The 24,843-nt window shown below is 50.5% G+C and carries 29 protein-coding genes and 1 riboswitch; of the genes, 16 read left to right on the top strand and 13 right to left on the bottom strand.

Annotated elements, in window-relative coordinates:
• Positions 1 to 89 precede the first annotated feature (89 nt).
• A complete protein-coding gene (locus JZI27_RS05595) occupies positions 90 to 926 on the top strand; it encodes a glycosyltransferase family A protein (protein WP_280207006.1) in 837 nt (278 codons plus the stop codon).
• 27 nt (positions 927 to 953) lie between these two features.
• Here JZI27_RS05595 and sspK read toward each other — a convergent pair whose 3' ends face one another.
• Positions 954 to 1,085 (bottom strand): small acid-soluble spore protein K, encoded by a 132-nt coding sequence (gene sspK / locus JZI27_RS05590; protein WP_122909144.1) that lies wholly within the window; start codon positions 1,083 to 1,085, stop codon positions 954 to 956.
• Positions 1,086 to 1,205: 120 nt separating this feature from the next.
• Between sspK and JZI27_RS05585 the strand changes: the two genes are divergently transcribed.
• Genes JZI27_RS05585 through JZI27_RS05575 form a run of 3 tightly spaced genes read left to right on the top strand, consistent with a single transcriptional unit; the run spans position 1,206 to position 1,854 of the window.
• Positions 1,206 to 1,481: a DUF3886 domain-containing protein gene (locus JZI27_RS05585; RefSeq protein ID WP_280207005.1), complete on the top strand. Its 276-nt coding sequence runs from the start codon at positions 1,206 to 1,208 to the stop codon at positions 1,479 to 1,481.
• Positions 1,481 to 1,636, top strand: coding sequence for a hypothetical protein (locus JZI27_RS05580; protein WP_183185000.1), 156 nt, complete (start codon positions 1,481 to 1,483; stop codon positions 1,634 to 1,636). The genes JZI27_RS05585 and JZI27_RS05580 overlap by 1 nt, the downstream gene beginning before the upstream one ends.
• Positions 1,637 to 1,686: 50 nt before the next feature.
• Positions 1,687 to 1,854: a hypothetical protein gene (locus tag JZI27_RS05575; protein WP_183185002.1), complete on the top strand. Its 168-nt coding sequence runs from the start codon at positions 1,687 to 1,689 to the stop codon at positions 1,852 to 1,854.
• 53 nt (positions 1,855 to 1,907) lie between these two features.
• Here JZI27_RS05575 and JZI27_RS05570 read toward each other — a convergent pair whose 3' ends face one another.
• The 3 genes from JZI27_RS05570 to JZI27_RS05560 are packed head-to-tail and all read right to left on the bottom strand — an operon-like array spanning position 1,908 to position 5,125.
• Positions 1,908 to 3,101: an ABC transporter permease gene (locus JZI27_RS05570; RefSeq protein ID WP_251244134.1), complete on the bottom strand. Its 1,194-nt coding sequence runs from the start codon at positions 3,099 to 3,101 to the stop codon at positions 1,908 to 1,910.
• A complete protein-coding gene (locus JZI27_RS05565; protein WP_280207004.1) occupies positions 3,098 to 3,817 on the bottom strand; it encodes an ABC transporter ATP-binding protein in 720 nt (239 codons plus the stop codon). The genes JZI27_RS05570 and JZI27_RS05565 overlap by 4 nt, the downstream gene beginning before the upstream one ends.
• Before the next feature lie 30 nt (positions 3,818 to 3,847).
• Positions 3,848 to 5,125, bottom strand: a complete 1,278-nt coding sequence (locus tag JZI27_RS05560) for an efflux RND transporter periplasmic adaptor subunit (RefSeq protein WP_280207003.1) — start codon at positions 5,123 to 5,125, stop codon at positions 3,848 to 3,850.
• 213 nt (positions 5,126 to 5,338) lie between these two features.
• Here JZI27_RS05560 and JZI27_RS05555 point away from each other — a divergent pair, with 213 nt between their 5' ends.
• The 8 genes from JZI27_RS05555 (at position 5,339) to JZI27_RS05520 (ending at position 12,056) form a co-directional block, all read left to right on the top strand.
• The gene (locus JZI27_RS05555; protein WP_481752794.1) at positions 5,339 to 6,688 is read left to right on the top strand and encodes a glucose-6-phosphate isomerase; all 1,350 of its coding nucleotides are present in this window, start codon (positions 5,339 to 5,341) and stop codon (positions 6,686 to 6,688) included.
• 58 nt (positions 6,689 to 6,746) lie between these two features.
• Positions 6,747 to 6,920: a DNA-binding protein gene (locus JZI27_RS05550; RefSeq protein WP_245996836.1), complete on the top strand. Its 174-nt coding sequence runs from the start codon at positions 6,747 to 6,749 to the stop codon at positions 6,918 to 6,920.
• A 63-nt stretch (positions 6,921 to 6,983) separates the two neighbouring features.
• A riboswitch (TPP riboswitch) is annotated at positions 6,984 to 7,098 on the top strand.
• 180 nt (positions 7,099 to 7,278) lie between these two features.
• Positions 7,279 to 8,412 (top strand): glycine oxidase ThiO, encoded by a 1,134-nt coding sequence (thiO, locus tag JZI27_RS05545; RefSeq protein ID WP_280207002.1) that lies wholly within the window; start codon positions 7,279 to 7,281, stop codon positions 8,410 to 8,412.
• A gap of 90 nt (positions 8,413 to 8,502) precedes the next feature.
• The gene (locus JZI27_RS05540; RefSeq protein WP_280207001.1) at positions 8,503 to 9,327 is read left to right on the top strand and encodes a hypothetical protein; all 825 of its coding nucleotides are present in this window, start codon (positions 8,503 to 8,505) and stop codon (positions 9,325 to 9,327) included.
• 151 nt (positions 9,328 to 9,478) lie between these two features.
• The gene (locus JZI27_RS05535) at positions 9,479 to 9,880 is read left to right on the top strand and encodes a YugN family protein (RefSeq protein WP_122909274.1); all 402 of its coding nucleotides are present in this window, start codon (positions 9,479 to 9,481) and stop codon (positions 9,878 to 9,880) included.
• 156 nt (positions 9,881 to 10,036) lie between these two features.
• On the top strand, positions 10,037 to 10,837 hold the full coding sequence (locus JZI27_RS05530; RefSeq protein WP_251244128.1) for an NAD kinase: 801 nt from the start codon (positions 10,037 to 10,039) through the stop codon (positions 10,835 to 10,837).
• 22 nt (positions 10,838 to 10,859) lie between these two features.
• A complete protein-coding gene (locus JZI27_RS05525) occupies positions 10,860 to 11,579 on the top strand; it encodes an MOSC domain-containing protein (RefSeq protein ID WP_280207000.1) in 720 nt (239 codons plus the stop codon).
• A 102-nt stretch (positions 11,580 to 11,681) separates the two neighbouring features.
• On the top strand, positions 11,682 to 12,056 hold the full coding sequence (locus JZI27_RS05520; protein ID WP_251244126.1) for a YbaK/EbsC family protein: 375 nt from the start codon (positions 11,682 to 11,684) through the stop codon (positions 12,054 to 12,056).
• An 82-nt stretch (positions 12,057 to 12,138) separates the two neighbouring features.
• On the opposite strand, the gene JZI27_RS05515 is transcribed toward JZI27_RS05520, so the two are convergent.
• The 5 genes from JZI27_RS05515 to JZI27_RS05495 form a co-directional block, all read right to left on the bottom strand.
• Positions 12,139 to 12,870: an exonuclease domain-containing protein gene (locus JZI27_RS05515; RefSeq protein WP_280206999.1), complete on the bottom strand. Its 732-nt coding sequence runs from the start codon at positions 12,868 to 12,870 to the stop codon at positions 12,139 to 12,141.
• 25 nt (positions 12,871 to 12,895) lie between these two features.
• Entirely contained in the window at positions 12,896 to 14,059 is a 1,164-nt protein-coding gene (locus tag JZI27_RS05510) for a DUF294 nucleotidyltransferase-like domain-containing protein (protein WP_280206998.1), read from the bottom strand.
• The gene (locus tag JZI27_RS05505) at positions 13,953 to 15,296 is read right to left on the bottom strand and encodes an ammonium transporter (protein WP_122909158.1); all 1,344 of its coding nucleotides are present in this window, start codon (positions 15,294 to 15,296) and stop codon (positions 13,953 to 13,955) included. The genes JZI27_RS05510 and JZI27_RS05505 overlap by 107 nt, the downstream gene beginning before the upstream one ends.
• A gap of 120 nt (positions 15,297 to 15,416) precedes the next feature.
• Positions 15,417 to 16,673, bottom strand: coding sequence for an MFS transporter (locus tag JZI27_RS05500; RefSeq protein ID WP_280206997.1), 1,257 nt, complete (start codon positions 16,671 to 16,673; stop codon positions 15,417 to 15,419).
• Between the two features lie 144 nt (positions 16,674 to 16,817).
• Positions 16,818 to 16,970, bottom strand: a complete 153-nt coding sequence (locus JZI27_RS05495; protein ID WP_183185006.1) for a hypothetical protein — start codon at positions 16,968 to 16,970, stop codon at positions 16,818 to 16,820.
• A 153-nt stretch (positions 16,971 to 17,123) separates the two neighbouring features.
• Between JZI27_RS05495 and JZI27_RS05490 the strand changes: the two genes are divergently transcribed.
• Both JZI27_RS05490 and JZI27_RS05485 read left to right on the top strand, forming a co-directional pair.
• Positions 17,124 to 17,462 carry a toprim domain-containing protein gene (locus JZI27_RS05490; protein ID WP_122909159.1) on the top strand — a complete coding sequence of 113 codons (339 nt, stop codon included), beginning with the start codon at positions 17,124 to 17,126 and terminating at the stop codon, positions 17,460 to 17,462.
• Between the two features lie 76 nt (positions 17,463 to 17,538).
• Positions 17,539 to 17,745 (top strand): hypothetical protein, encoded by a 207-nt coding sequence (locus tag JZI27_RS05485; protein ID WP_122909160.1) that lies wholly within the window; start codon positions 17,539 to 17,541, stop codon positions 17,743 to 17,745.
• Positions 17,746 to 17,919: 174 nt separating this feature from the next.
• Here the strand turns inward: JZI27_RS05485 and JZI27_RS05480 are convergent, their stop codons facing one another.
• Positions 17,920 to 18,699 (bottom strand): undecaprenyl-diphosphate phosphatase, encoded by a 780-nt coding sequence (locus JZI27_RS05480; protein WP_122909161.1) that lies wholly within the window; start codon positions 18,697 to 18,699, stop codon positions 17,920 to 17,922.
• Positions 18,700 to 18,880: 181 nt separating this feature from the next.
• On the opposite strand from JZI27_RS05480, the gene JZI27_RS05475 reads away from it, so the two are divergent.
• Positions 18,881 to 19,789 carry a CvfB family protein gene (locus JZI27_RS05475; RefSeq protein WP_122909162.1) on the top strand — a complete coding sequence of 303 codons (909 nt, stop codon included), beginning with the start codon at positions 18,881 to 18,883 and terminating at the stop codon, positions 19,787 to 19,789.
• Between the two features lie 71 nt (positions 19,790 to 19,860).
• Here the strand turns inward: JZI27_RS05475 and JZI27_RS05470 are convergent, their stop codons facing one another.
• From JZI27_RS05470 to JZI27_RS05460, 3 genes are read right to left on the bottom strand one after another with little or no spacing between them, the layout of a single operon-like run.
• Entirely contained in the window at positions 19,861 to 21,807 is a 1,947-nt protein-coding gene (locus tag JZI27_RS05470) for a TRAP transporter permease (RefSeq protein WP_122909163.1), read from the bottom strand.
• Positions 21,808 to 22,338 carry a DUF1850 domain-containing protein gene (locus JZI27_RS05465; protein ID WP_122909164.1) on the bottom strand — a complete coding sequence of 177 codons (531 nt, stop codon included), beginning with the start codon at positions 22,336 to 22,338 and terminating at the stop codon, positions 21,808 to 21,810. It abuts the gene before it with no gap.
• Between the two features lie 7 nt (positions 22,339 to 22,345).
• Positions 22,346 to 23,347, bottom strand: coding sequence for a TAXI family TRAP transporter solute-binding subunit (locus tag JZI27_RS05460; RefSeq protein ID WP_280206996.1), 1,002 nt, complete (start codon positions 23,345 to 23,347; stop codon positions 22,346 to 22,348).
• Positions 23,348 to 23,487: 140 nt separating this feature from the next.
• Between JZI27_RS05460 and JZI27_RS05455 the strand changes: the two genes are divergently transcribed.
• Positions 23,488 to 24,774, top strand: coding sequence for a sensor histidine kinase (locus tag JZI27_RS05455; protein WP_280206995.1), 1,287 nt, complete (start codon positions 23,488 to 23,490; stop codon positions 24,772 to 24,774).
• Positions 24,775 to 24,843 lie beyond the last annotated feature (69 nt).

The following is a 24,843-nucleotide window of genomic DNA, read 5'->3' as shown; positions in this document are numbered from 1 at the left end:
ACGATGTCCAGCAGCGCCCAGCCCAAAGAATGGGTTGGTGCATACGCTACGGATATACGAGATTGTGAGTCAAGAAAAGGGGAGATCAGATGCTTGCCAGCGTCGTCATACCAACTAGAGATGTAGCTGATCAGCTCCTGTACACTTTGTTTAGTCTCAACCTGCAATTAACTTCATTCGAACAATTTGAAGTGATCATTATAGACAATGCTTCTGCAGATGAAACGCCGCAAAAAGTGGCACAGTTTACCGCCAACTATCCACTTCGCTATGTTCGTTTTAAAAGGAGGCTGCCCTTTTACCGTCTGGTGAATGAAGGGATTACACAAAGTCGTGGTCAGGTGATTATTTTTCTTGCCAGCAATTGCATGGTTCCACGGGAGTTTATCGGGACACATCATCAGGCGCATCATCACGACAGCCAGCTGGTATTGCTCGGGCTGGACAGCAAGCGAATCTATTCGGTCTACGATCCGCTTTTTAACGAACAGCAGCACGCGGAATGCAGCATGTGGCTGGAGCAGTATCCGCAAATCAAAAGACCTCATTCTCCAGCACGCAGGCTTCCTTTGCTGGAAGAAAATCAAATCGCCAGCGGACTGCCATTTCATCTCGGTCTGCCTTGTCCGGATGCAGAAGCCCGTCTCGCCGTATGTCGGGCTTACGGTTCCAAGCTGGATGGACATCACGCTCCCTGGATGCTGTTTCAAACCCAGCATGTGTCCTTGCGTCGGGAGGGCTTGCTGCGCCAGGGGCCATTCAAGGCATTGCCGCGTGTCGAGATGGAAAGGGAGATGGCCCGCAGGCTGTTAAGAAGCGGGTTTCACTTCCAGTTTGCCAACAAATTGACCTTACTTAAGCAAGAACGCGTCTTGGGGAATATCCCCTTTCGCAAAGCGTCGAAGAAAAACCGCCGAACCCCGTAACGGGGTGTATCGGCGGTTTACTTCCTATTAGCGGTTTTCTTTTAGGCGTTCTTGTGGTTCACTATTGATGGAGCCGTCAGAGCGGACAGCCTCCGACCGGGCTTTTGGCCCGCGGATTTCAGCCGTTTTTCCAAAGTCTTTCTCCTTGTTGCGTACCATATCTTCTCCTCCTCTTCGTTGAAGCAGGCGACCCTTACCTTGTCGCATGTCTGTAGTATGACCCAAAAGGCGGAGTAGAATGAGCGCGTTGCAATCTATACAGGAAAGGATCGATCTCTTATGGCGAAGAAACAAAAACGTCAAAAACAGTATACACACGCAGGGAAGGCTGAAGCAACAGACACGAAAAGTGGTTTGAATGTCAAAGATATTCTGGGCGAAGATGCGTTGAGTAAACTAAAGCAACTGGAAAAAGATATGAAGGCAGAGAGCGAGCGCAAAGCGCAGGAAGCTGCTGAACAGAAGCGGCGTGAGCAGGAGGAACGCGAGCGCAACAAGAGCTTTGGCGAGCTGTTGGAAGAGTACGGGAAAAAGGGCGGAGGCAAGTTCAGCTGATGCGCGATGACGAGAGAAGACACGATGAACAACGTCCCGATACCTCTAAAAACGGCATGATGAAAAAACGGCAGCTTCAGGTCAAAGAAGAGCGTGTCAAGGAGCGGGGACGAGAGGTCTTGAACCGTTTAGGCAAAAAGGAAGAGAAGCAGTGATTTTTTTTCCTCCTTCCCCATATAGGTAAAGATAGGGAAGGGGGGAGATCATGGGGGTACTCCTGCTCCTGATCAGCCTCCTTTGCGTGTCGGTCGGTACATGGAGGTTGATTGGCATCTACAAGGCGGAGAAGACCGACAGCAAGCTGCTTTGGTGGACCGTAGCGAGCCTTGGAATTGCGCTTTTTTTTCTATTGAAGCTGATGACAGATACGTAGCTCATGTAAAAACATGCACCTGTAGCCGAAGCCGCAGGTGCATGTTTTTTTGTTTATTCGTAACGCAAGGCTTCGATCGGATCCAGCTTGGCTGCCTTGTTCGCCGGATAGAGGCCGAAGAAGATCCCGATCGCGCTGGAAAAGGCGAAGGCAATGATGACGCTGTTCCAGGAGAGCAGCGGAGGTAGATTGGCAAAATGGGCGATCAGGGCAGCGATACCGAGACCGAACAACACGCCGATCAATCCCCCGATCAGGCAGACGATCACGGATTCGATCAGGAACTGAATCAGGATATCTCCCCTTCGCGCGCCTAATGCCTTTCGAATCCCGATCTCTCTCGTCCGCTCCGTGACGGAGACGAGCATGATGTTCATGACGCCTACCCCGCCGACCACAAGCGAAATTCCCGCGATGACACTGAAGATCATCGTCAAAGTGCCTGTCAGTTGATTGAACTGATCGGCAGATTCCTGCATGGAGCGGGCCGTGTAGTGGTCTTTCTTTTGATGCTTGCGGCTGAGATATTGCTTTGCCTGCTGCATCGCGGGATCGACGGAAGCTTTATCGACGGCTGTCCCCATAAACATCTGGACATAAGGCTCTTCCTGCAGGCTTTGGGAATAGCGGATCGGCACGAAAGCTCCAAAGGTTTCAGCACCCATGTCAAATTTGAATTTTTCCTCTTTGTACGTTCCGATCACAACGAGAGAGTTATTTCCCATACGAACACGTTGGCCAATGGGATTCATCTGACCGAACAGCTTGGTGCCCAGTGCTTCCTCTAGTACGACCACCGCGCGCTGCTCTTTGTCATCCGCATGATTGAAAAAACGTCCCTTTGATAACTGGACTGTTGTCTGCAACATCGGAAGATATTCAGGTGTGGTAGCAACCAGGTTGACTCGTTCTACTTTTTTCGGTCCTTTCATCTCGACCGTACTCGAATTGTAAGGAACAATATATTCAATCGCGGGGCTAATCTTTGCCAGTATTTCTGCATCTTCGACCGTCAAATCGTCTGTGGAGTGCTCTTCCTTGGTATCCCAATTGATGTAGACGTTGAAGTTGTTTCGCCCGAATTTATCCATTTCCTCGTTGATCGCTTTCTGACCGCCTTCACCGAGTGTCGTGACGGCAATCACGGAAGTAATACCGATGATGATGCCTAGCATGGTCAGACTGGAGCGCATTTTGTTGGCCCAAATGCCTTCTACTGCTGTATAAAAGCTCTCCAAAAGATTCATGTGACAATCACCTCGTCTGACGGCGTAGCGAAAAGCCGCTCTGAAACCCGTTCATCCCGGATAATCACGCCGTCCTTGAATGTCACGATCCGTTCCGCGTGCTGGGCAATGTCCAATTCATGCGTAACCAGGATGATCGTAACACCTTGCGCGTGCAGCTCCTGAAACATCGCCATGATTTCGATGCCGGAGCGACTGTCCAGGTTGCCGGTAGGTTCGTCAGCCAGTAGAATGGCGGGGCGGTTGACCAGCGCTCTGGCAATGGCTACACGCTGCTTTTGTCCACCAGAGAGCTGTGTTGGCTTATGCAGCATGCGCTCCGCCAATCCCACGCGTTTGAGTGCTTCGGTGGCACGACTTCGACGTTCAGTCCTGCTGATATTGGCATACATCATCGGCAGCTCCACATTGTGCAAGGAAGTGGAACGCGCCAAGAGATTAAAGGATTGAAAGACAAAGCCGATTTTTTGATTGCGGACATGAGCCAGTTGCTTGTCTTTCAGACTGCTTACTTCGATTCCGTCCAGCATGTAGGTTCCTGTGTCAGGACGATCCAGACAGCCCAACATGTTCATGAATGTGGATTTTCCTGATCCGGATGGCCCCATGATGGCTACGAACTCGCCTTGTTCTACCAACAGGGAGACCCCTTTTAAAATAGGCAGCTCAGAATCGCCCGTCCTGTATGATTTCGTCAAGCCTTCTACGTGAAGCATCGTCGGTTGACCTCCTTTCTTGCGGAATGGCTACATGCCAGTCGGCGCTGCGCCACCATTCATCGGCAGGATGGATGCACCTTCTGACAGAGCATCCGTTTGACTCAGGATGATTTGCTCGTCACCAGACAACCCATTCTTGATATGGGAGAACAGTTCATTTTCCATCCCTGTCTCAACTTCCTGCTTTTTTGCGATTCCATTGGAAGCAACCCAGACAAATTTGCTTCCATTTTCATCCTGTTGAATGGCTTCGATCGGTACCTGCAGGGCATCATCGATTTTTTCTACCGAAATATTGATGTCTACATGAAAGCCTGGCTTAAGTGCGGATAGCTCGCCGGTTGGCTTGAGCATCACTTTGACGCGTGTCTTTTCACCCTGACCAGAACTGCTTTGGGTCGTCGTTGCGATGGGGGAGATACGTGCCACTTCGGCATCCAGCTTTTGTTTACCCAACGTGATGCCTTCGATCGTTGCGTTTTGCCCCAGCTTTAGCTTGTTGACATCTGATTCATTAATGTCAGCCTGGATCAGCAGGTTGTCGAGATTGGCGAGCGTCAGGAGTTCCGTCCCTTTGTTGACGTATTGTCCGTTGTCAGCCGCAACTGCGATGACCGTTCCATCCGCTGGAGCGATGACGACGCTTTGGACACGTTCCTTCTCCAGCTGTCCTCTTTCGACCTGAAGCTTGTTGATTTGCGCTTGATGAGAGGCAATCTCTTCCTTGCGAGGTCCCTTTTGTTTGAGAGCAAGCTGCTGCTTGGCTACATTGAGAGAGGACAGGTTGGAGTCTAGCTGGGATTTGGCTTTGTCCAGCTCCTGCTGCGTGGAGGCGCCTGATGCAAACAATTGATTCATGCGGTCGTATTCTTTTTTGGCTGTATCGTAATCGCGTTGGGCTTGTAAGACGCGTTCTTGCTCCTGAGCTAGTTCTTCTGGTTCATTACCAGTTTGCGCTTTGGCCATATTGGCTTGAGCAAGACCGATTTGCGCTTCTAAGTCAAGAATTTTGCTGTCTACATCAGAGGTATCGATTTTCGCAATAACCTGTCCTTTTTGTACCTTGTCACCTTCCTTGACTGCAAACTCACGCAAGATTCCGGTGACATTGGCATACTGTTTCTGCTTGTCCTCCACTATGACGGTGCCAGAGGTGAGAATTTTGCTTTCCAGAGCGGATTTGCTTGGCGTTGCGATCTGGACGGGCATTCCCATGGCCTGCTGTGATCCCATCATATTCATCCCGACAGTCCCCACGCCCAGTAGGACGACGACGGATCCGATAATCCACCAACGTTTTTTCATGATCAATCTCCTTGTTTCTTGTTTCATAGTGAAAATACAACATTCCCAAAGCTCAAATGATTCTACGACAGAATTGTAAATAAGTTACACTTTTCTTTAGATCATTCGCGACTCTCTCGCTTTTTGTCATGTTTTGACGGAAAGTACTTTACGGGCAATTTGCATGATAAAATAGGGAGTAATGACGTTCCTTGGAGGGGAGTCTTGAGTTAGATGATTCACTTTGATTATTCCCATGCACGTTCATTCATTCCAGCGGATGAAATGGAGCAGCTCGCCCAGCCTGTCTTCCGTGCTCATGAAATGCTGCACAAAAAAACAGGACCTGGCAATGATTTTTTGGGCTGGGTAGATTGGCCGATGACGTATGATGTGGCTGAGTTTGATCGGATCAAACAGGCGGCAGCACGGATTCAGGCTCACTCCGATGTGCTTTTGGTTATTGGGATTGGAGGTTCTTATCTAGGGACAAAAGCAGCACTTGATTTTCTCAATCACAGCTTTTACAATCTGCTTCCCGCGTCTAAGCGCAACACGCCTGAGATTCATTTTGTAGGCAATAATATAAGTCCGGTCTACCTTGCGCATTTAACCGATGTGTTGGAAGGAAAACGTGTCTCCATTAACGTCATATCAAAATCGGGAACAACGGTTGAGCCTGCTATTGCTTTTCGACTCTTCCGAGATTGGCTAGAACAAAAGATAGGCAGAGAAGCAGCAAGAGAGAGGATCTATGTGACCACAGACAAATCTCGCGGGGCATTGCGAAAGCTGGCCGACGAGGAAGGCTACGAGACCTTTGTCATTCCTGACGATATTGGCGGACGGTATTCTGTTTTGACACCTGTTGGACTTTTGCCCATAGCGGTAAGCGGTGTAGATATTGATGCGTTGATGCAGGGTGCGCTCGATGCCGGAATGGAATATTTGGTACCAGATATCCAGGAGAATGTATGCTACCAGTACGCAGCAATCCGAAATCTTTTGTACAACAATGGAAAGCAAGTCGAGCTCATGGTCAGTTATGAACCGCGCTTCCGTTCTTTTGCTGAGTGGTGGAAGCAGTTGTTTGGCGAGTCAGAGGGCAAGGAAGGCAAGGGGATTTTTCCTGCACTGGCTGAATTTTCCGCAGACCTGCACTCGATGGGGCAATACATACAAGACGGGCAGCGTTTGCTGTTTGAGACGGTCATCACAGTGAAAAGCCCCGCCCTAGATGTGAATATTCAGCCTGATGTGGCTGATTCCGACGGCCTTAACTTCCTGGCGGGAAAAAGCATGGATTACGTCAATAAAAAAGCGTACGAGGGCACCATGCTCGCACACGTAGATGGAGGCGTCCCCAACCTGATTGTCGAGATCCCGGAGGCTACGGCTTATCATCTGGGAGGTCTTTTCTACTTTTTCGAAAAGGCATGCGGCATCAGCGGATATTTGCTCGGTGTGAATCCGTTTGACCAGCCGGGAGTGGAGGCGTATAAAGCAAACATGCTGGCCTTGCTCGGCAAACCGGGATACGAGCTTCAAAAAGCAGAACTGGAAGTGAGATTACGTGCAAAATAAGACGTACCTGTCGATTGCGGAGACAGCTGTTTATTTAGAACTGCCCGAGTCTTTCATCATGGAAAAGATCAGGGAAGGGCGAATTCGCGCCGTTCACAATGGACAGGAGTATCTGATCAACAAGGATCAATTTCAGCATCATCTGGATGAGATGAAGAAGCTGCGGGAGTGGGAAGAAATCCAGCGTCACGAGCCTATCCCGGAAAGCTACGATGTGAAGGATGAAGATTAACTCGCTGCATGTACTTGTCAGGCAGCCTTCTAGAGGACTATACTGTTGAAAACGACATAAGAAACAGGCAACTTGGGGAGTCCTACACGCTGGGCTGAGAGGACGGTAGCTAGACCGTCGACCCATAGCACCTGATCCGGATCATGCCGGCGAAGGGATATGGTTGCGAGCGAACAACGTGTAAGATTTCATATGTATGCGGTTGAGCCCACCTTTTCCTGTCCGGAAAGGGTGGGTTTTTATTTGTTACGAAAGAGCTGTAGCCCACTCTTTAGCGCGTAAGGTCGAGGTTTTCTTAGGTCAGAACCGCCGGGAAACAAGATGGATAGGAACCGGGTGGGTAAAGGAGAGAAAGAGGATGAGCAATTGTCTGGTAGTTGGTGGTGGAATCATCGGTCTAAGTCTGGCCTATGAATTGGCGCGGCGGGGATTGTCCGTCACGGTCGTGGAGCAGGGAGAATGGGGAGGGCAGGCGTCATCTGCCGCGGCAGGGATGCTGGCTCCCTTAAAGGAATTCAACTCTACAGGACCGCTGCTTGATCTGGGGATGGACTCCTTGGCGCTGTATCCACAATGGGCCAAGGAGCTGGAGTCATACACGGCTGGAGACGTTCAGTTGAGCCTGGATGGTCTGCTCACGGTTGCACTGAATGAACGGGAAGAAGAAACACTGAAGGCCAAATACAAGTGGCAGCGCGAAGCCGGGTATGACGTCCAGTGGTTAATGGGAAAAGAATTGCAGGAAGTCGAACCGCTCCTGACAAACCTGGCGACTGCAGCCATCTATTCATCGAAAGAGGGACATATCAACAATCGCATGCTGCTGCGAGCACTGGTCACAGCGTGTCAACAGATGGGGGTAGTGCTGCACGCGGGGTGTGTCGTCAGCAGGCTTGCGCATACAGCTGGACGTGTTGTAGGAGTCGATACGACTTCAGGTCCGATTCGTGCAGATCATACGATTGTTTGCTCCGGAGCATGGGCAGGCATCATGCTGGAGATGGTGGGCGTGTCCATTCCGGTTCGGCCCGTGCGCGGACAGATCGCCGCGGTTTCCTCAGTCGGAATTCCACTGCGAACCGTTATTTTCGGTACATCCGGCTACCTGACTCCGAAGAAGGATGGAAGAATCGTGATCGGGGCGACAGAGGATGAGAGCGGCTTTCAGCGTGAAGTGACGCTCGCGGGATTGGCCAGCATCTTGCAAGGTGTGATGCCATACGTACCCGCCTTGCACGCAGCAACCTTCCTGGAAGCATGGGGTGGACTTCGTCCTGCAACGGCTGACGGCAAACCGCTCCTGGGAGAGGTTCCGGGCTGGGATGGCCTCTCGCTCGCAGGGGGACATTTCCGCAACGGTATTCTGCTTTCGCCTATTACGGCCAAACGGATGGCAGATTGGATTGAAAAAGGACAAAAAGAGCTGCTCTCGCCTTTTTTGCCAGAGCGATTCTTGAACGCAGACGAACCTAGCCGCTTGATCAATCGATAAAATGGGCTAGTATCACGGCCACAAAAAGTACACCTCCCCTTGGGCTCCTGTATATGGTAATAAAGAAACACCAGAAGGGGAGGAGTTTCCATGCAGTCTGATAAAAGCCTGTACCAGGCAGATGTGCAAATGGTCAGCCTGATAAAGGATATGCGGCAATCGGTGCACGATATTTGTCAGGAACATGCTGAGAAAAAAGTGCGCATCGAAGCGCTTGATGGTCAAGTATTCGAAGGCGTGATCGTCGATTACGACGAGAACAACGTATACATTGAAGTAGAAGACGAGGAAGTCGTGTATGAGTATGAGGACGATTATGAGGAGCAATTGCCTTACCAGCCGGTAGCGACTCATGTCTCCTATGGCGGGGATTGGGGCAGTCCTTTCCAGCCCTATGGAGGAGGATTTAACCCTTATCAAGGCTTTGGACCTTATGGCGGATATTCTCCGTATTCAGGCTTTGGGCCTTACGGTGACGAGAATCCCTATGGCTACACGCCCAATCCGTATATGGGAGGCTATCCTCAGGGAAGCGCCAACAGGCCGAGCAAACTGAGTCCCTTCGGCGGAAAGAATGCTCCTTCCAGTCAGGTGAGTCCGTTCGCGGGCAAGAATGCTCCTTCTGGGCAGGTAAGTCCTTTCGCTGGAAAAGGTGCAGTCAGTCCAAGCTCGGAATCTCCTTATCAGGGGCTCAGTCCTTATTCCTTTCCACCCCCATTCCCAGGGCCATTCCCACCACCACCGCCTGGCTGCTTCTTCTGCCCGCCGCCACCACCACCGTTTCCGCCACCACCACCGCCGCCACCCATAGGGCCGGTTGTCACCCCTCCAAGGAAACGGCGCAGACGCCGCCGCTGTGGCCGCAAGATTATACCTCTCGCTTTATTTACTTTGCTTTCGATCGTGCTCATTTAACGAGCACGGCTCCAAAACAGCCTAAGCCCAATTTCGCATTGGTCTGGAGGCTGTTTTTTTGCGTAGGAGGAGAATTCTTCGAAACGAAGGAGTACTCCCTTTGCTTTTGGCACACACTACCACGAAGAATGGAGAAAGGCAGGGGTGGCTGATGAAAGAGATCCAAAACAGCAGCTTGCCAGGGACTCGGGGAACGTTTGGCTACATTCGGGAAACGCTAGAACCCGATTTTACCTTGGCAAACTGGGATTATGAGCACGGTTATTTCGACTGCATGCTGGATGAGCAGGGAATGGTGTATCTGCGCTTGCCGGTCAAGGTTTTGCAAGGTGAGCTGGACAGCCCTGATGCATGGCTAGAGATGGGCACACCGTTCGTCCTCAAGCACGTATATCAAACAGGGGTGGAAGAAGATATCGGCTATTACGAGCCTGTCGTCTCAGCGGTGATGAACCAGTTTCAAGAGCCGGTAGATAAGGACGGCGAGGTCGAGGACAGATGGATCAGACAGGCCGAGCAGAGGGTAAGGCAATTGGAGGCCATATTTGAATAGCATGACGAGCCTGGGAACGGCTCGTTTTTTCGTTTTTGGAGAAAAGGAAGGATTGGACACGGGAGTCTACCATGCATCCGTGATTTTCCTGTGGTATAGTGGTTAAAACGACAGAACGATTTCCAGCCTGATGGACAAAAGTGGGGGCAGATCAGCATGAAAATTGCAACTGTACTGCGAAATGATGACTATACGCGGGAAGTTGAACTCCAATTAAAAGATAAACTTAGAGTAGCAGGCGGTCCGTATACCTTCATCGACGGATCGGAGGATAAGCCGGATATGGTGCTTTCGATCGGTGGCGATGGAACGCTCCTGGAGGCAGTTCACCAGTACGGAATGGAGCCGACCTATGTAGGGATCCACACAGGCCACCTCGGATTTTATGCTGATTGGCGCCCCGATGAGCTGGATGATTTTGTGGACTTGCTTTTGCAACAAAAAGAGCCTTATATCGCCATGTATCCTACCGTACAATGCAGAATTTTGACCCGTGATGGACAAATGTATCACAAATGGGCATTGAATGAGATGGTCCTGCGAAATGCTTCGCTCTCTACACTGGTGACCTGCGTCTACATCAATGGCGATGAGCTGGAGACCTTTCGCGGGGACGGGTTGATCGTTTCTTCCCCTTCTGGAAGTACGGCTTACAACAAGGCAGTCAATGGGGCGATCGTCCATCCCTCGATAGAAGCGATTCAACTATCGGAGATCGCATCGATCAACAATCAGGCGTATCGGACGATCAACAGTTCGCTGGTTTTGCCCAAGCATCATGAAGTCGAGCTGATCGTGATGAATCCGGAAATTATGATCGGCCTGGATCGAGAGCATGGCGTTTGGAAAAATGTGCGTTCCATCACGTGCAGTGTGGGTACTGGCAAGGTGAAGTTTGCCCGTTACAAGCGATTGACGTTTTGGAGCCGGGTTCGCAATTCTTTCATTACGGGTTAGAGGAAAAAGGGGAGAAGGAATCGTGAAGAGAGTAGGGAGTCTGCAAAGCATTTTTCGTCATCCGGTAAAAGCAATGCGAGGTGAACAGCTGATTGCGAGTCAGGTCGACAGCTTTGGATTGTACGGTGATCGCAGTTACTATTTTCTTGACGAGTCACGGAATGGCAAGTATTTGAGTGCAGATGTCGTTCCTGCCTTGCTGGGCTATGAAGTCACGATGTCTGAAGAAGGTAATGCGTCGGATTACCCGGAGGTTCATGTGCTGGCGCGTGATGGCAGCGCATTTACATGGGGAGAGGACTTGTTCTCTCATGTGGCACAGACAGCAAAACGGCCAGTGTTGCCGATGAAAAGCACACCGCAGGAAGGCGGAAAGAACTGGGAGGATCACATCCTGCTCGTAACAGACGCTTCCTTGCGGGAGATTGCCCGATTGGCTGAAGTAGAAGAACTGGACCCTAGACGATTTCGCGGCAATCTCGTCATCGTCTTGGACGACGACGAGCCATTTGCAGAAGACAAGTGGCTGGGCAAGCAGATTCAGGTCAATGATGTGCTGCTGCAGGTCAACAAGCACTGTGAACGCTGCATGTATGTCAATATCGATCCGGATACCCTGCAAATGAACAAGGCCATCCTGAAAACCTGTGCAAAGCGCCATGATAACCACTTTGGCGTGTATGCGTCTGTCATCCGTACAGGAAGTGTGACCGTGGGTGATGAGGTATTCGTATCTGAGTAGGCGAGTAAGGAAAAGGCTGACCCGCCGTGATGGATCGGGCAGCTTTTTTCTTTAGTGGTGTCTTTCAGCGCTTTCACGCTGCAGCTTTTTGATGATGCGGTAATGTCCTTTTCAAGAGAGCAGCTTGAGTGCCCGAGCGATTCCTCTTCCGCAGTGTTTCCAGATATAGCGTATGTACTCATCGTGGCGGCAGGTGATGTCCGCATCCATACGAAACGTGTGAAGGCGGCATTTGGCTCGGGCAAGCCGAAGATGGCAACACCGGAAGAAGTCGAGCGAGTAACGGGCTTTCAGGTAGGGGCAGTTTGTCCGTTTGCTCTGGAAATGGACACCCCTGTTCTGGTGGACAGCTCCCTGCAGCGCTTTGATCTAATCTATACGGCTGCAGGAATTGCGGAGTCACTATTGCCTGTTTCATTCGAACAACTGGTCAGAATGACGGATGCACAGGTGATCGATGCAGCCTCCGCTGAGTGAATAAAAGAATAAGATGCACAAAGCAAAACGAGCCTTCAGAATCGCTTCTAAGGCTCGTTTTTTATTTGGTTTCCGTCACTTGTCAGCGCAGCTCCTGATACACCTCTCGCAGATTGCGGTATCCAGCCTCCTGAGCCTTGATCAGATACTTTCCCCAAAGGGTTCCCGCAGCTACGGCATCACAGTAAGCGTGATGACGGCGTGAGATCGGGATGTCATGCATGGCGCACAGGGCATCCAAGGAGCCATTGCCAAGCGGATTGCTCAGCAGGCGAATCAGGAGCATCGTATCCAGCATCCGATGGGTAAAAGGGCGGCGACTCGTTTTCCATAGCCCTGCACGGAAGAATTCCCGTTCGTGTCGAGAATGGTGAGCAACCAATGGACGATCACCGACGAACTGAAAGAAACGGGACATCGCCGTGACGAGATCGGGAGCACTGATGACCATCTCATCCGTAATTCCGGTCAAGGAACGAATATGAGGAGGGATGGTACGATTAGGATTGACCATGGTATAAAACGAATCTCCCAAAAGCAACCGATCCCCTTTCATGGACACAGCACCGATGGAAATAATCGCATCGCCGTGGTTGGCTGAAAAGCCTGTCGTCTCCAGATCGACAACCACGACCTCCAGATTCTCCAGTGGCAGGTCGATAGCGGAGTCCACCTCTTTTCGCTCTTTGTGCAAGGAACGTAAATAGGCTTGGTGATGCTTTTCTCCGTTGTTAAACCCTTCCGTCCATTTGCCAGGACGCGATGCGATTTCCTTCCTGATGTTCCATAATCGGCCGAAAAGCTCCTTTGCCATCCACGATACCTCCTACTCCTAGCTCTCAAAAAACAGACGGCAGCTTTTCTGTCATTCGTTGCAGACGGATGGCCAGTCTCATGGCTGTCCGTGTCATGACAGTGCTGTCAGGTGAGAGTTCTGTCAATTTGATGTAGCTGTTGCTGGTGTATTGTCCATCCTGCCAGTGCAGAGGAGCGATCAGCCGCATCCCCAGCAATTGGCGAAAATGACTTTCAACCTCGTCACAAAAAGCTTGGGGCCAGATTCCGTGTTCCCGGATGAGTGCGATCCGCTCCAGGGTAGAGCTGACAAAGATGCCATTGGCAAGAGCGAAATGGCGTACGCAATTGACGATCGGCAAGTAGACTCCGTACTTGAGGTTGATGGCTCCGCGATAACGTCCCTGTACCTCCGGGATGATGCGGCCAAATAAGCCGAGAGGGACCCGATAGTGCAAGGTATTGCTCACTAGGCGTCCAATCAGAAGCGGGTTGTTGGCCAACAATAACCGAAAGCGTTCGCGTACAGGGGTAAACAGCTTGGAATCGCCCCAAAGCACGCGTGCATCACTGGCTAAGAGCAGGTAGCGGGCGTTTTCCCAGATCGGATGAGCGGCCCAGCCGTCCAGCCTCTCTAGCCATTGCTCGATACTGCCCCGCCAACGTAGGGAAACGCATGTCACATTTCCCTGACAGGGTGGGTAACCGACTTCCTCCAGCCCCTGAACAATGGTGGCTCCGAGCAGATGAAAATAGCCGAGAGCTTTTTCCCGTGTCGATGGATCAGCGTCTGAGGGAACCTGATAGATCAGACCGTTGTCCTGATCGCTGATGAGTGCCTGCTCACAGCGCCCTCCACTGCCGAACTGGATAAAGGCAAAGGGGAAGGGAGGCTCTCCTACTCCCCTTTTTGCCAGTTCCATGACAGCAAGCGTAACGCCTTGCCGGATAATATGGTCTTGGATCAGATTGACGATGACTGCGAACGGAGCGAGCTCCCCTGCGCGCTTCAACGAGTGCAGGGGAGTCAGATCCAACAGCTCCTGCCGAATCTGCGACAGCTCGCGGAAGGTCGTGGCTTGATGGATTCTTTCCAGTTGATCAGGTGAGAGAGTGAGTAGTGCTGCTTTTGGCGTTGGAAGCGGGCTGCACGCGCTCTGATTGGAGTAGTTCGGGGTATCCATAAACTCCGTGTTCGCTGATGTCAAGACCAACCACCTCTTCTTCTTCGGTTACGCGAAGACCAATGATTGCTTTTAGAGCAGCCAATATCATGTAAGAGACGACGAAGACATAAGCCATCGAACCAACCAATCCAAGCGCTTGTACGCCCAATTGGGTGAATCCGCCTCCGTAGAACAAACCGGCTCCACCAACCCCCACTTTTTCTGCCAATTCCGGGGTCGCGAATAGACCAGTGGACAAGGTTCCCCAGATTCCAGCTACACCGTGGACGGAGAAGGCGAAGATCGGATCGTCAATTCCCATGCGATCAAACCAGATGGAAGTAAAGAATGTCAAAATACCTGACACTGCACCGATCACGACTGCAGCCCAAGGGTCGACGAAAGCGCAAGAAGCGGTGATGGCGACGAGAGCGGCAAGAACGCCGTTCAACATGCTGGGAATATCCGCTTTGCCCATTACGATCCAGGAAATGGCGAGTGCTGCGATCGCTCCGGCAGCTGTAGCGAGATTGGTCGTCATGGCCACATAGCCAAAAAAGCCATCTGTACTGCCCAAGGTAGAACCGCCGTTAAAGCCAAACCAGCCAATCCAGAGGAAAAGCACGCCAAGCACGGAATAAACCTGATTGTGCCCAGGGATGAGATTGGAGCTGCCGTCGCGATTGTATTTGCCAATACGAGGCTTCAGCAAGATCGTGGCGACCAATGCGACGATAGCGCCCTGCAAGTGGACAACCGTCGAACCGGCAAAGTCTTGCATCCCCAGTTCAGCCAGCCAACCGCCACCCCAAACCCAGTGTCCGACAACAGGATAAATAAGAACAGTAAACAAGATGCTGAAAATAAAGTAGACGGATAATTTCGCTCGCTCTGCAAATCCACCCCAGGCGATGGCGAGCGAAACAGCTGCGAATGCGAGTTGGAATAAAAAGAGGATCGTGATGGGGACAGAAGCGCCGGAGAAGCCGGAGAAGGATGCCGCAGCCTGCTCTGCAGAACCATCGAAGAAGAAACCAGTGAGACCAATAAAGGAGTTGCCGTCTCCAAAGGTGAGACCGAAGCCCAGTGCCCAAAAGGCGATGGAGCAGATGCCGAAAGTAAGGACAGTCTTACCGGCGATGTGACCGGCGTTTTTCATCCGGGTTGACCCTGCCTCCAGCAAGGCAAAGCCGATCTGCATCATGATGACCAAAATCGCGGATACCATGACCCACGTGGAATCAATGGCAGATGAAAGTTGTTCTAATGTCGGTTCCATTCCAATCCACTCCTGTTTTATGTTAGAAAATCTAACATAATTATATTTATGTCAGATTATATGACACTAGTAGAGGGATTGCAATTCTTTTTTCGCAAAAAAAAACAACCCTCATTCTATTCAGAAGGAATGGGGTTGCGGGCTGTACTGTTCTTGTTTTCGATTCATTTTTCGCTCCAGGATAAATCCGACAATACACGTTACTGCCAAGAAAAGTCCGCTGCCCAGGAATAACTGCTCGACAGGCCATTTTCCTAGCCATACAGCTCCCAGGATACTGGAGACCATACTGAAGAAGGTGAACATCAGCATATTGATGGAGAAGATTTTACCCATATTGTTGTCGGAAGCTTTCGTTTGAATGGCGGTAAGGGATGGAATGCCGTTCAAAGGTCCGCCTATGCCTGCGATAGCTGCCGCGAAGTATGCCAGCCAATGAATTTCCGTTCCCAGCGTGAGCAAAAGGAATCCAACTGCCTGAAAGGACCAGCCTAGAATGACGACGAACATGTGGCGCGTGTATACCGCTTGTGCCATATAGAGGCTGCCTAGCAGATTCCCGATCCCATAGCAGCCAATCAGGAGAGCGAGAATGCTGCCATCTCCCTGAGCCATGCCTTCAGCGAGGAATGGAAAGCCAACGTTCCAGCAGATCATCCAGACGATGAAGCCGATATTGCTGAAGAGCAGGATGAGTAATAATAAGTGGTTTCGTTTCAGTTCGCCAATCCCTGTCCCGATATCTCTGACGTACTGAGCAGGAGTCATTTTGATCCCGGAAAAGCTGCTTCGACTAGGTTGGAGAGAACCTTTGATTGCGTATAGAAAAAATACAGATACCAGGTAGCTTCCCGCATTGACGAAAAAAAGCGTGGAAAGCGGAACAGTAGCCGCAAGCAAGCCGATCGTCATGGGAGCCAGAATGCGAATCGTCCGAAACATGGTGTCCAGTATCGCATTGGCCCGGCTTAATTGTTCCAACGGCACTACGGCTTTTAGTGCGACGGTACGGGCGGGCTGAAACAAACTGGAAAAAATGCCGAGCAAAAATTGAGCCAATAAAAAGAAGGAAAATTGCTCAATACCCATCGCTGCCATGATACCAACCGATATGGCAACCACTATGCGGGCCATGTCTGATCCTACCATGAGCAGGCGAGGGCTGTAGCGGTCAGCCAGGACGCCGCCGACGAGAAGGAAGAGCAAGCCGGCCACCATTTCCGGTATGACCAGAAGGCTTAACGCGGTCCCTGATTTGGTCGCTTGCAGCAAATACCAAAGCAAGGCAAAACCGTAAAATTGATCGCCGATATTGGCGGTCATTTGAGCGGACCAGAGCAACAAAAAAGAACGGTTTTTCCATAAGGATGCTTCCACGTTGGTTCTCTCCATCTCTTGGGAAGGTTCAGAAAAATATTTTTGATTTCAGGGTACCAAGAATGGTTGGGGAAGTAAAGCGCTAACAACAGAAAAGGAAGCGCTGAGCTCCAGGCTTCCTTTTACTCGTGGAGATTGCTGCGGTTACGGCTGTTTTTGCTGATTGGCGTTTTGATGCTGCTTGGATGAGCCCTGGTTATCCTCGGTATGCGTATCGTCCGCTACAGTACTGCTGGTCAAACCGGCTACAGCTAATCCTTTTTGATTCAGGTTTTTGGCACTCTTAAATTTTGACATGAGCTAGCACTCCTTCAAATAGAGGATGGGTGGTCTCATCCTTTACCATGCCTTACTGGGAAGCAGTGTACTCATCCACATGTTTCCCTGAGATGGAGCGGGCAGGTATACTAATCATGAAAAGAGTGCATTTGAGAAAAGGAGGACGTGAACATGGCGGACTCATGCATCATCATCGTGGAAGGGAAGACGGATAAGGAAAGATTGCAGAAAATCCTGGATGAGCCTGTCGCGATATATTGTACGTACGGTACCTATAGTACAGAAAAAGCCGAGCAGCTGGTCCTGCTGGCTGAAGAAGCGGACGAAGTCTACCTGTTTATGGATGAAGATGAAAGCGGCCAGAAATTGCGCAAACAGCTGAAAGAGGATTTTCCAGACGCGCTTCATTTATATACGCAAAAAATGTACGGCGAAGTGGCCCGTACACCGTTGGACGTGCTGGCGTCGATCCTGGAGCAGGCGGGATTTGCTGTCCAACACCCCGAATAGGATTCGAGCGTTGAAGGATAAAACCACCTCAACTCGGCTATAACAAGAGTATATGGATAGCGGAGGTGCAGGTCGAATGCGTGGTTTTGCGTCCTTTTTCAATCGTATGAACATTTGGTGGTGGCTGGTAGGAATATTCATTGCCCATTCCGTCCTTTACCTGGCGCTTGGAACAGCTACCTGGCTAGCCACAGCTTTGCTTGCTACGGCGTTTTACGGTGTCATTCTGCTGGTGGGCAAATTGATTGCCAGCAGATACCCGGACAAGGAAGAAAGTAAATGATTGTACGAACACAGGAGATTCACCGCCCGACTCCGTGAAAAAAACGAAACCGCGCCCAAATCAGCCGCCTTCAAGGAATCTCTCAGGTTGGATGCTGATAAGCGTGTTTCGTTTTTTTCACTCCTCCAACAAAGCACGGTCGATTACCAAAGGCGGGCTTTCTTTTTTTATAGGTTAACCTCCCCAATATTGCAGGGAGAGGATGATGGCACCCAGTATCCAGACATAGATGGCAAAGCCTTTCATGGAGCCCGTGCTGATGATCTTCAGCATCCAGCGGATGGCGAAATAACCGGCTATAGCCGCGAACATCGTACCGACAACCATTGGGATCAGGGTGGCGGTGTCGAGCGGATTTTGCGTCAGTTTGACGGTTTGCAGGGTACATGCTCCTAAAATAGCGGGAAGGGACAGCAGGAATGAAAAGCGTGCTGCATCCGAGCGATCGATGCCCCGCAAAAGAGAGCCTGCGATGGTCAAGCCGGAGCGGGATATCGCGGGAAGGATGGCAGCTCCTTGCAAGGTGCCGATAATCAAGGCGTCGGTGTAGTTGATCTGGTCAAATTTGCGATGCCCCTTGCGCATGGATTCGACGGTCCAAATAATGATGCCTGTCGCGAGAAATTCCCAGCCGATCGTGACTCCGGTGCGGGAGATCTCTTCGAAGTAATCTTCGAAGGCAAGCCCGATCACGGCAGTAGGAATCGTCCCCACGACCAGCAAACGCGCCAGCTTGCTAAATGGATTGGCTATCAACTGCTTGATCTGGGGCCAGAATACTACGATAACGGCAATCAACGTCCCAAAATGAAGCATCGTATCAAACAACAGCCCGATTTCACTTAATCCGAACAACTGGCGAAACAGCACGAGATGACCTGTGCTGGAAATGGGCAAAAACTCGGTCAAGCCCTGTACGATGCCAAGAAAAATGTATTCGAGCAGTAGCAGCATGTAGCGTCGTCACTCCTATCGTCTGAAAGGGTTCGATATTGACATATGTATGTCCATTTGGGCCAGACTTGCCTACTTTGCAGGACATCCTTTGCCAAAGCTTAAAAAAAGTTGTGGTATTTTCCCTGCATGGATGGGTATATTTAGTGTGCATATAGGAAGAGAGTGAGGAAGCAAAGCGATGGATAGAGGGAAAAAGCAGGTGCGGACGAGCGTTGCCATGAGCAATCTGCAGGCAGGCATGATCTTGGAGCTGCGTGTAGCGCGCAAGAAGGAGATCGGTTATTTTCTGACCGATGGCAGGGAAGAGGTATTTCTTCACCGGAACGAAGCGAGGGGTCCTTTGGAGATCGGGGAAGAGGTCGAGGTGTTTTTGTATCACGACCATGAGAATCGTCTGGCGGCTACGATGGATATGCCTTATGTCGGACTGGATGAGTACGGATGGCTGGAAGTGGTAGACCTCTCCTCGAGCATGGGGATTTTCCTGGACAACGGGGTAAATAAGCACCTGCTTGTGTTCATAGATGACCTGCCCAAGCTGCGCGATGAATGGCCAAGGCCAGGTGACCGATTGCTGGTGACAATAAAAAGAGATCGGCTGGGGCGGATGCTGGCAAAGCCCGTCACGGAGACGGAAGTCAGTAAATTCGCAGTGGCTGCCGATGAGAGCATGAAGAACAAGCAGGTAGAGGGAACCGTCTACAAAGTGATTCAGGCAGGGGCCTTTTTGCTGACAGACGAGGATTACATTCTGTTTATACACCGCGACGAGATGACGGAAAGACTCCGCTTGGGCCAGTCGGTTCGCTGCCGCGTCAGCTACGTTCGTGAAGACGGCCGCTTGAATGGCGCGATGCGTGAACGAAAGGAAGTTCAGTACGGGGAAGACGCCGACAAGCTGCTTCGCTATTTGCTCAATCGGGACGGGGCAATGCCGTATACGGACGATACTCCGGCAGATGTGGTCAGAGAGAAGTTTGAGATGAGCAAGTCCAGCTTCAAGAGAGCATTGGGCAAGCTGATGAAGGAAAGAAGAGTGGAGCAGGTAGACGGCTGGACCAAATTGATCAGGGATCAAGCCGAATAATGTAGAAAACCTCCCTTGAACGTCAGTGTAAAGTGACGGGTTCATAAGGGAGGTTTTGTTTTTTAGCCGGCTTATACAGAAAGCTGTCCTGATTGATTTTCTTTCCGGTTTTTGTAGTACGACAGACCGAAGATGAGCGCAAGCAGTGTAAGGCCTGCAGCGTCTGTCAGGGTTCCAGGAATGACTGCGAGCAATCCGCCTGCGACGGCCACGATTCGCTCCAGTGGATTGAGTTTGGTCATCCAGAAGCCAATCAGTCCTGCACCCACGCCGATCATGCCCATGATCGAGGTGAACATGACCCACATCGCGCCGAAGAAGGTGGTATCAATCAGCAATAATGCCGGGGATACGACGAAAATATACGGAGCCATGAAGGCGGCAATGGCTAGTCGGGTCGATTCTACGCCTGTTCGCATCGGTTTTGATTTGGCTATACCTGAAGCGGCAAAGGCGGCAAGCGCCACTGGAGGTGTAATGTCGGCTACAATACCGAAGTAGAAGGTAAACATATGCGCTGCAACGACTGGTACGCCCAGTTGTACCAATGCGGGTGCTGCAATAGTAGAAGTAATGATGTAGTTTGCGGTGGTCGGTGTGCCCATACCCAGGATTAAGGAGGCAATCATGGTAAAGAACAGGGTGAGGAGCAGTTGTCCACCTGCCAGATCGATCAGACCGTTCGCAAGCTTCAGACCGATACCTGTTAATGTTACGGTACCCACGATGATACCGGCACAAGCTGTTGCTGCCACGACACCAAGCGCGATTTTAGCACCAGAAGCGAACGCTTCCAAAATATCCGCAATGGACATCCGCGTCTCTTTTCGGAAAGCACCCACGATGACGCATGAAACAATCCCAATGATAGCCGAGCGTTCTGGGGAGAATCCCATCATGAGAGCGCCGATAATGACAAGAATGGGGAGGAGCAAATAGCTCTTCTTCAAGACTTCCATTTTATTCGGCAGCTCTTCTTTCTTCAGACCGCGCAAGCCAAGGCGCTTGGCTTCAAAGTGCGTCATGATCCAGATTCCCACGAAGTAGAGAAGCGCCGGCAGAGCTGCTGCCTTGACGATTTCCAAGTACGGAACCCCAACGAACTCTGCCATCAGGAAAGCGGCTGCACCCATAATAGGAGGCATAATTTGTCCACCTGTAGAGGATGCAGCTTCTACAGCACCTGCGAATTCCGGACGGTATCCCAATCTTTTCATCATCGGGATGGTAAAAGAACCTGAGGTTACGACGTTGGCAACCGAGCTACCGCTGATGGTTCCTTGCAATGCGCTGGAGAACACGGCTACCTTGGCTGGACCACCAATGCGACGGCCGGCAATGACAAGCGAGAGATCATTAAAGTATTGCCCTACACCAGTTTTCTCCAAAAAGGCTCCGAACAGTACGAATAGAAAGATAAATGTGGAAGAAACAGCTAGAGGAGTGCCGAGAATTCCTTCCAGAGTGAAATAGCTGTGGCCGACGATCCGTTGGACGCCGCTTCCGCGATGTTCCAAAAATCCCGGCATATAGGGTCCAAAATAAGTGTACAAGAGAAAAATCGAAGCGATGATCGTGATCGGAAGACCGACAACCCGACGTGCTGCTTCCAGGACAAGCAGGATTGCGATAAAGCCTACGGTCATGTCCATCGTGGTGTAATTTCCTGTTCTCACGACGAGACCTTCGTAATCAAATACCCAGTAGAGAGTGACAAAGACGCTCAGAAGAGCAAGGATGATATTGACGATGCCGACCTTTTGCGAGTTGTTTTTGCTTCGTCCCGCATATAGCAAGTAGATCAGTCCCAAGCCAAAAGCCAAGTGAATCGGGCGGTGAATTTGTGGAGGCAAGGTTAAAAATAGTGAATAGGACAGCTGGTAAACAGAGAAGAGAACCAGTAGGCAAAACGTAATCCACTTCATCGGCCCCACGTATTGGCGTATCGCAGATTCTTTGTCGTATTTGGCAATGAGATTATCCATTTCTTGCTGGCTCATGTTGTTGGTTGTGCTCATCTAGTATCCTCCAATCTCACTTAAAATAGATCGCTTTTCAGCCTGGATCGTGATGGCGCTTCCAGGTTCGATCAGGGAGCGAAGCGGAATCTGCGTCCCTGCAAAAAGCAAGGTATGGTCAGCCCGAACCTGTCCAGTAATCAGGTGCAAGGCGGGAAAGACACGATTCATATGGAGGACGCGAAACTGACCGTCTTGAAAGATCAGTTCTTCTCCAGGAGCCAAGTCATTTTCCATGCCGATGCCATAGTCATGGAAAGTCATTTCAGATAAAATAATTTGTCCTTGTTCGATGCGATACAGCTCTTCAATAGAAGAACGATGGATGGAATGAGTCCAACGCATGCCAAACGTTGCGTCATTCTTGATCCTGCTGCTCCATACCAGTTGTTCAGACCTCGAATCACGAATGACCAGAGAGGGGAATAAAGGAAGATTCAACAGGACGATACACGTCGCGAGCAGCATGAAGGTGAAAAGGCGGAGCCGTGTCCGCCTTTTCTGCCTTCCTTCTTGCTTGTTGGCAATCATGAAGGTTTTATTTCACGCCTTTTTCATCAAAGTATTTCTTCGCACCAGGGTGAACAGGAACGCTTACACCAGCAAGTGCATTTTCCAGCTTGATTTCTTTTGCTTTTGCATGACCGAGCTTATCTGTATTTTCAAAAATGGCTTTGGTTACTTTATAGACGAGATCTTCACTCAGGTCAGTACGGATAACCAGCATGGATTTGACGGATACAGTAGCAATCTCATCCGGAACGGTTTGGTACGTATTGCCTGGGATCACGGTTTTTACATAGAATGGATATTTTGCGATGATGGCATCAATTTTGTCAGCATCGATTGGGATGATTTTTACGCCTTTGGTCGCAGCCAGTTCTGTGATCGCAGCAGTTGGTGTTCCAGCGGTTTGGAAAGCAGCGTCCAGCTGACCATCTTGAATGGCATTTGCAGAGTCAGCAAAAGAGAGGCGCTGCAGTTGCGTATCTTCAAATTTCAGGCCGTATGCTTCCAGGATTTGTTGAGCATTCATTTCGGTACCGCTTCCAGGAGCACCTACAGAGACGCGCTTGCCTTTCAGGTCAGCTACGCTGTTGATGTTGCTGTCCGCAGAGACAACGATTTGAATGGTTTCATCATAGAGAGCACCCAATGCCTGGAATGCGTCGATTTTTCCATCTTGCTCAAACATTGCGGTACCATTTACGGCGTATTCCGCGATATCGTTTTGAATAAAGGCAATATCTGCTTGCTTGTCGCGCAGAAGGCGTACGTTTTCGGCAGAAGCACCGGTTGATTGAGCCGTTGCAGTCACGCCTGCATTTTTCGTGATGTGGTCAGCCATACCGCCACCCAATGGGTAGTAGGTTCCGCCAGTACCGCCGGTAGCGATGACGAGTTGGCTAGGATCATTGCTGCCGCCAGCACTTCCGCCACCTGTGTTTCCACCACCAGCATTGCCGCCGCCGCCACAGGCAGTGACGAGAGAAACAGTAAGGAGTAACGTTAATGAGAGAAGCAAACTACGTTTTTTCAAGTGAATTCCCCCTGTCTTTTTTTCGCTGAACAATCGTTCATTAGCCATTGTATGGTCCGGCCTATAAAAAACTACAAAAATCTATAAAAAAATATAGTAAAATAGATTAGATACTAGTAGAAAGAGCGGTTGAAGCACGTATGCGTTTTCGAGAAAGCATCTCCATCCTGTTCATCATGCTGATAGCGGTTCCGGTTGCAGGTGAGCTCAAATTTCACCCGTTTCAGGATGATTTCCGCGTCAGCTTTGGCACGACAGCCTTTTTCTTTTTTCTGCTTTGGCTACGCCCATCCTTGCTGGCTGGGATGCTGACCGGAGCAGTGGTCGTTCTGTTTCGGTGTATGCTGGACTGGATCAACATGGACGAGTTTGTGTGGAATTACTCTCTCCAAATGCATATGCCTGCCTTCTTTTTTTACGCTACATTTGCCTCCCTGTTCTCTCTCTTTCGCGTAAATGATTTGCATCATCGTCCGTTGTGGGTTGGATTGCTTGGGACCATTGCCGAAATCGGGGCGAACATGGTCGAGCTCTCCTTTCGTGCCCCCAATTGGGCTCATGTCATCCAGCTCTCCTTCATCGGCCCGATTGCCGTCATTGCTCTGATTCGCAGTTTTTTTGTATTAAGCTTCTTTAATATGATCAAATTGCGGCAAGCGATCTGGAAAAAAGAGGAGGAGCGTCATCGCAATGAACGCGTGCTCATGCTCATCTCCAATCTGTACGAAGAATCCATACATCTTCAGAAAACGTTGTCGCAGGTGGAGGATATCACACGTGATTGCTACGAGCTGTACAGGGAAATGAAGGATCAGCCGCAGCAGGGCGATAGTGAACGCTATGCCCGCCAGATGCTGATGATTGCCGGTCAGGTGCATGAGGTGAAAAAGGATAACCAGCGAATCTATGCGGGTCTGTCCAAGCTGATCTCGGATGAAAACGTGCGCGATTACATGCCGCTTGGCGAGTTGATTTCCATTATCGTGCGCGCACAAGAGAAGTACGCAAAAATGCTGGACAAGGACATTCGTTTTGAAGTCAACGTCGATGCTCCCTACCTGGCTTGTCACATCTATACCACCTTGTCCCTGGTGAACAATCTCGTAGCGAACGCGGTTGAAGCGATTGAGGATAGGGGAATGGTGTCCATTGTAGCGACGATCGACGAATCGAAAGAATGGGTTCAATTTTCGGTTGCCGATGACGGGCCAGGTATTTCGGTCAAAGACAAGGAGCTCTTGTTCATGCCGGGCTATACGACGAAGTACGATGTTTCAGGCAAACCCTCCACAGGAATCGGGCTTTGCTATGTAAAGGAAGTCATGGACAATCTGCACGGACACATTGAGATTTCCGAGCAGGCAGAAAAATTCGCCACCGTGTTTACGATCCGTCTGCCCAATGCAAGCATCGTGCAAAAAAGGTAATGAGCTACAAGCTACAGGTTCCTCTCGTAATGGGCAATGGAGTTGTCCGAGATGTATATGGATCTCCCG

It is taken from the genome of Brevibacillus sp. AY1, assembly GCF_029870785.1.
Lineage (GTDB): Bacteria > Bacillota > Bacilli > Brevibacillales > Brevibacillaceae > Brevibacillus > Brevibacillus invocatus.
The sequence above is the reverse complement of the archived record's forward strand: the minus strand, read 5'-3'. Positions and strand labels throughout refer to the sequence as shown.

Coding starts and splice junctions, on each gene's coding strand:
- JZI27_RS05550 (WP_245996836.1), top strand. CDS start 6,747: ATGGAAAAGATCAGGGAAGGGCGAATTCGCGCCGTTCACAATGGACAG.
- JZI27_RS05515 (WP_280206999.1), bottom strand. CDS start 12,870: ATGGCAAAGGAGCTTTTCGGCCGATTATGGAACATCAGGAAGGAAATC.
- JZI27_RS05575 (WP_183185002.1), top strand. CDS start 1,687: ATGGGGGTACTCCTGCTCCTGATCAGCCTCCTTTGCGTGTCGGTCGGT.
- JZI27_RS05580 (WP_183185000.1), top strand. CDS start 1,481: ATGCGCGATGACGAGAGAAGACACGATGAACAACGTCCCGATACCTCT.
- JZI27_RS05565 (WP_280207004.1), bottom strand. CDS start 3,817: ATGCTTCACGTAGAAGGCTTGACGAAATCATACAGGACGGGCGATTCT.
- JZI27_RS05480 (WP_122909161.1), bottom strand. CDS start 18,699: ATGCTGCTACTGCTCGAATACATTTTTCTTGGCATCGTACAGGGCTTG.
- JZI27_RS05495 (WP_183185006.1), bottom strand. CDS start 16,970: ATGTCAAAATTTAAGAGTGCCAAAAACCTGAATCAAAAAGGATTAGCT.
- JZI27_RS05475 (WP_122909162.1), top strand. CDS start 18,881: ATGGATAGAGGGAAAAAGCAGGTGCGGACGAGCGTTGCCATGAGCAAT.
- JZI27_RS05485 (WP_122909160.1), top strand. CDS start 17,539: ATGCGTGGTTTTGCGTCCTTTTTCAATCGTATGAACATTTGGTGGTGG.
- JZI27_RS05530 (WP_251244128.1), top strand. CDS start 10,037: ATGAAAATTGCAACTGTACTGCGAAATGATGACTATACGCGGGAAGTT.
- JZI27_RS05570 (WP_251244134.1), bottom strand. CDS start 3,101: ATGAATCTTTTGGAGAGCTTTTATACAGCAGTAGAAGGCATTTGGGCC.
- JZI27_RS05555 (WP_481752794.1), top strand. CDS start 5,339: ATGATTCACTTTGATTATTCCCATGCACGTTCATTCATTCCAGCGGAT.
- JZI27_RS05490 (WP_122909159.1), top strand. CDS start 17,124: ATGGCGGACTCATGCATCATCATCGTGGAAGGGAAGACGGATAAGGAA.
- JZI27_RS05505 (WP_122909158.1), bottom strand. CDS start 15,296: ATGGAACCGACATTAGAACAACTTTCATCTGCCATTGATTCCACGTGG.
- JZI27_RS05560 (WP_280207003.1), bottom strand. CDS start 5,125: ATGAAAAAACGTTGGTGGATTATCGGATCCGTCGTCGTCCTACTGGGC.
- thiO (WP_280207002.1), top strand. CDS start 7,279: ATGAGCAATTGTCTGGTAGTTGGTGGTGGAATCATCGGTCTAAGTCTG.
- JZI27_RS05520 (WP_251244126.1), top strand. CDS start 11,682: ATGTCCTTTTCAAGAGAGCAGCTTGAGTGCCCGAGCGATTCCTCTTCC.
- JZI27_RS05455 (WP_280206995.1), top strand. CDS start 23,488: ATGCGTTTTCGAGAAAGCATCTCCATCCTGTTCATCATGCTGATAGCG.
- JZI27_RS05595 (WP_280207006.1), top strand. CDS start 90: ATGCTTGCCAGCGTCGTCATACCAACTAGAGATGTAGCTGATCAGCTC.
- JZI27_RS05470 (WP_122909163.1), bottom strand. CDS start 21,807: ATGAGCACAACCAACAACATGAGCCAGCAAGAAATGGATAATCTCATT.
- JZI27_RS05465 (WP_122909164.1), bottom strand. CDS start 22,338: ATGATTGCCAACAAGCAAGAAGGAAGGCAGAAAAGGCGGACACGGCTC.
- sspK (WP_122909144.1), bottom strand. CDS start 1,085: ATGGTACGCAACAAGGAGAAAGACTTTGGAAAAACGGCTGAAATCCGC.
- JZI27_RS05585 (WP_280207005.1), top strand. CDS start 1,206: ATGGCGAAGAAACAAAAACGTCAAAAACAGTATACACACGCAGGGAAG.
- JZI27_RS05535 (WP_122909274.1), top strand. CDS start 9,479: ATGAAAGAGATCCAAAACAGCAGCTTGCCAGGGACTCGGGGAACGTTT.
- JZI27_RS05540 (WP_280207001.1), top strand. CDS start 8,503: ATGCAGTCTGATAAAAGCCTGTACCAGGCAGATGTGCAAATGGTCAGC.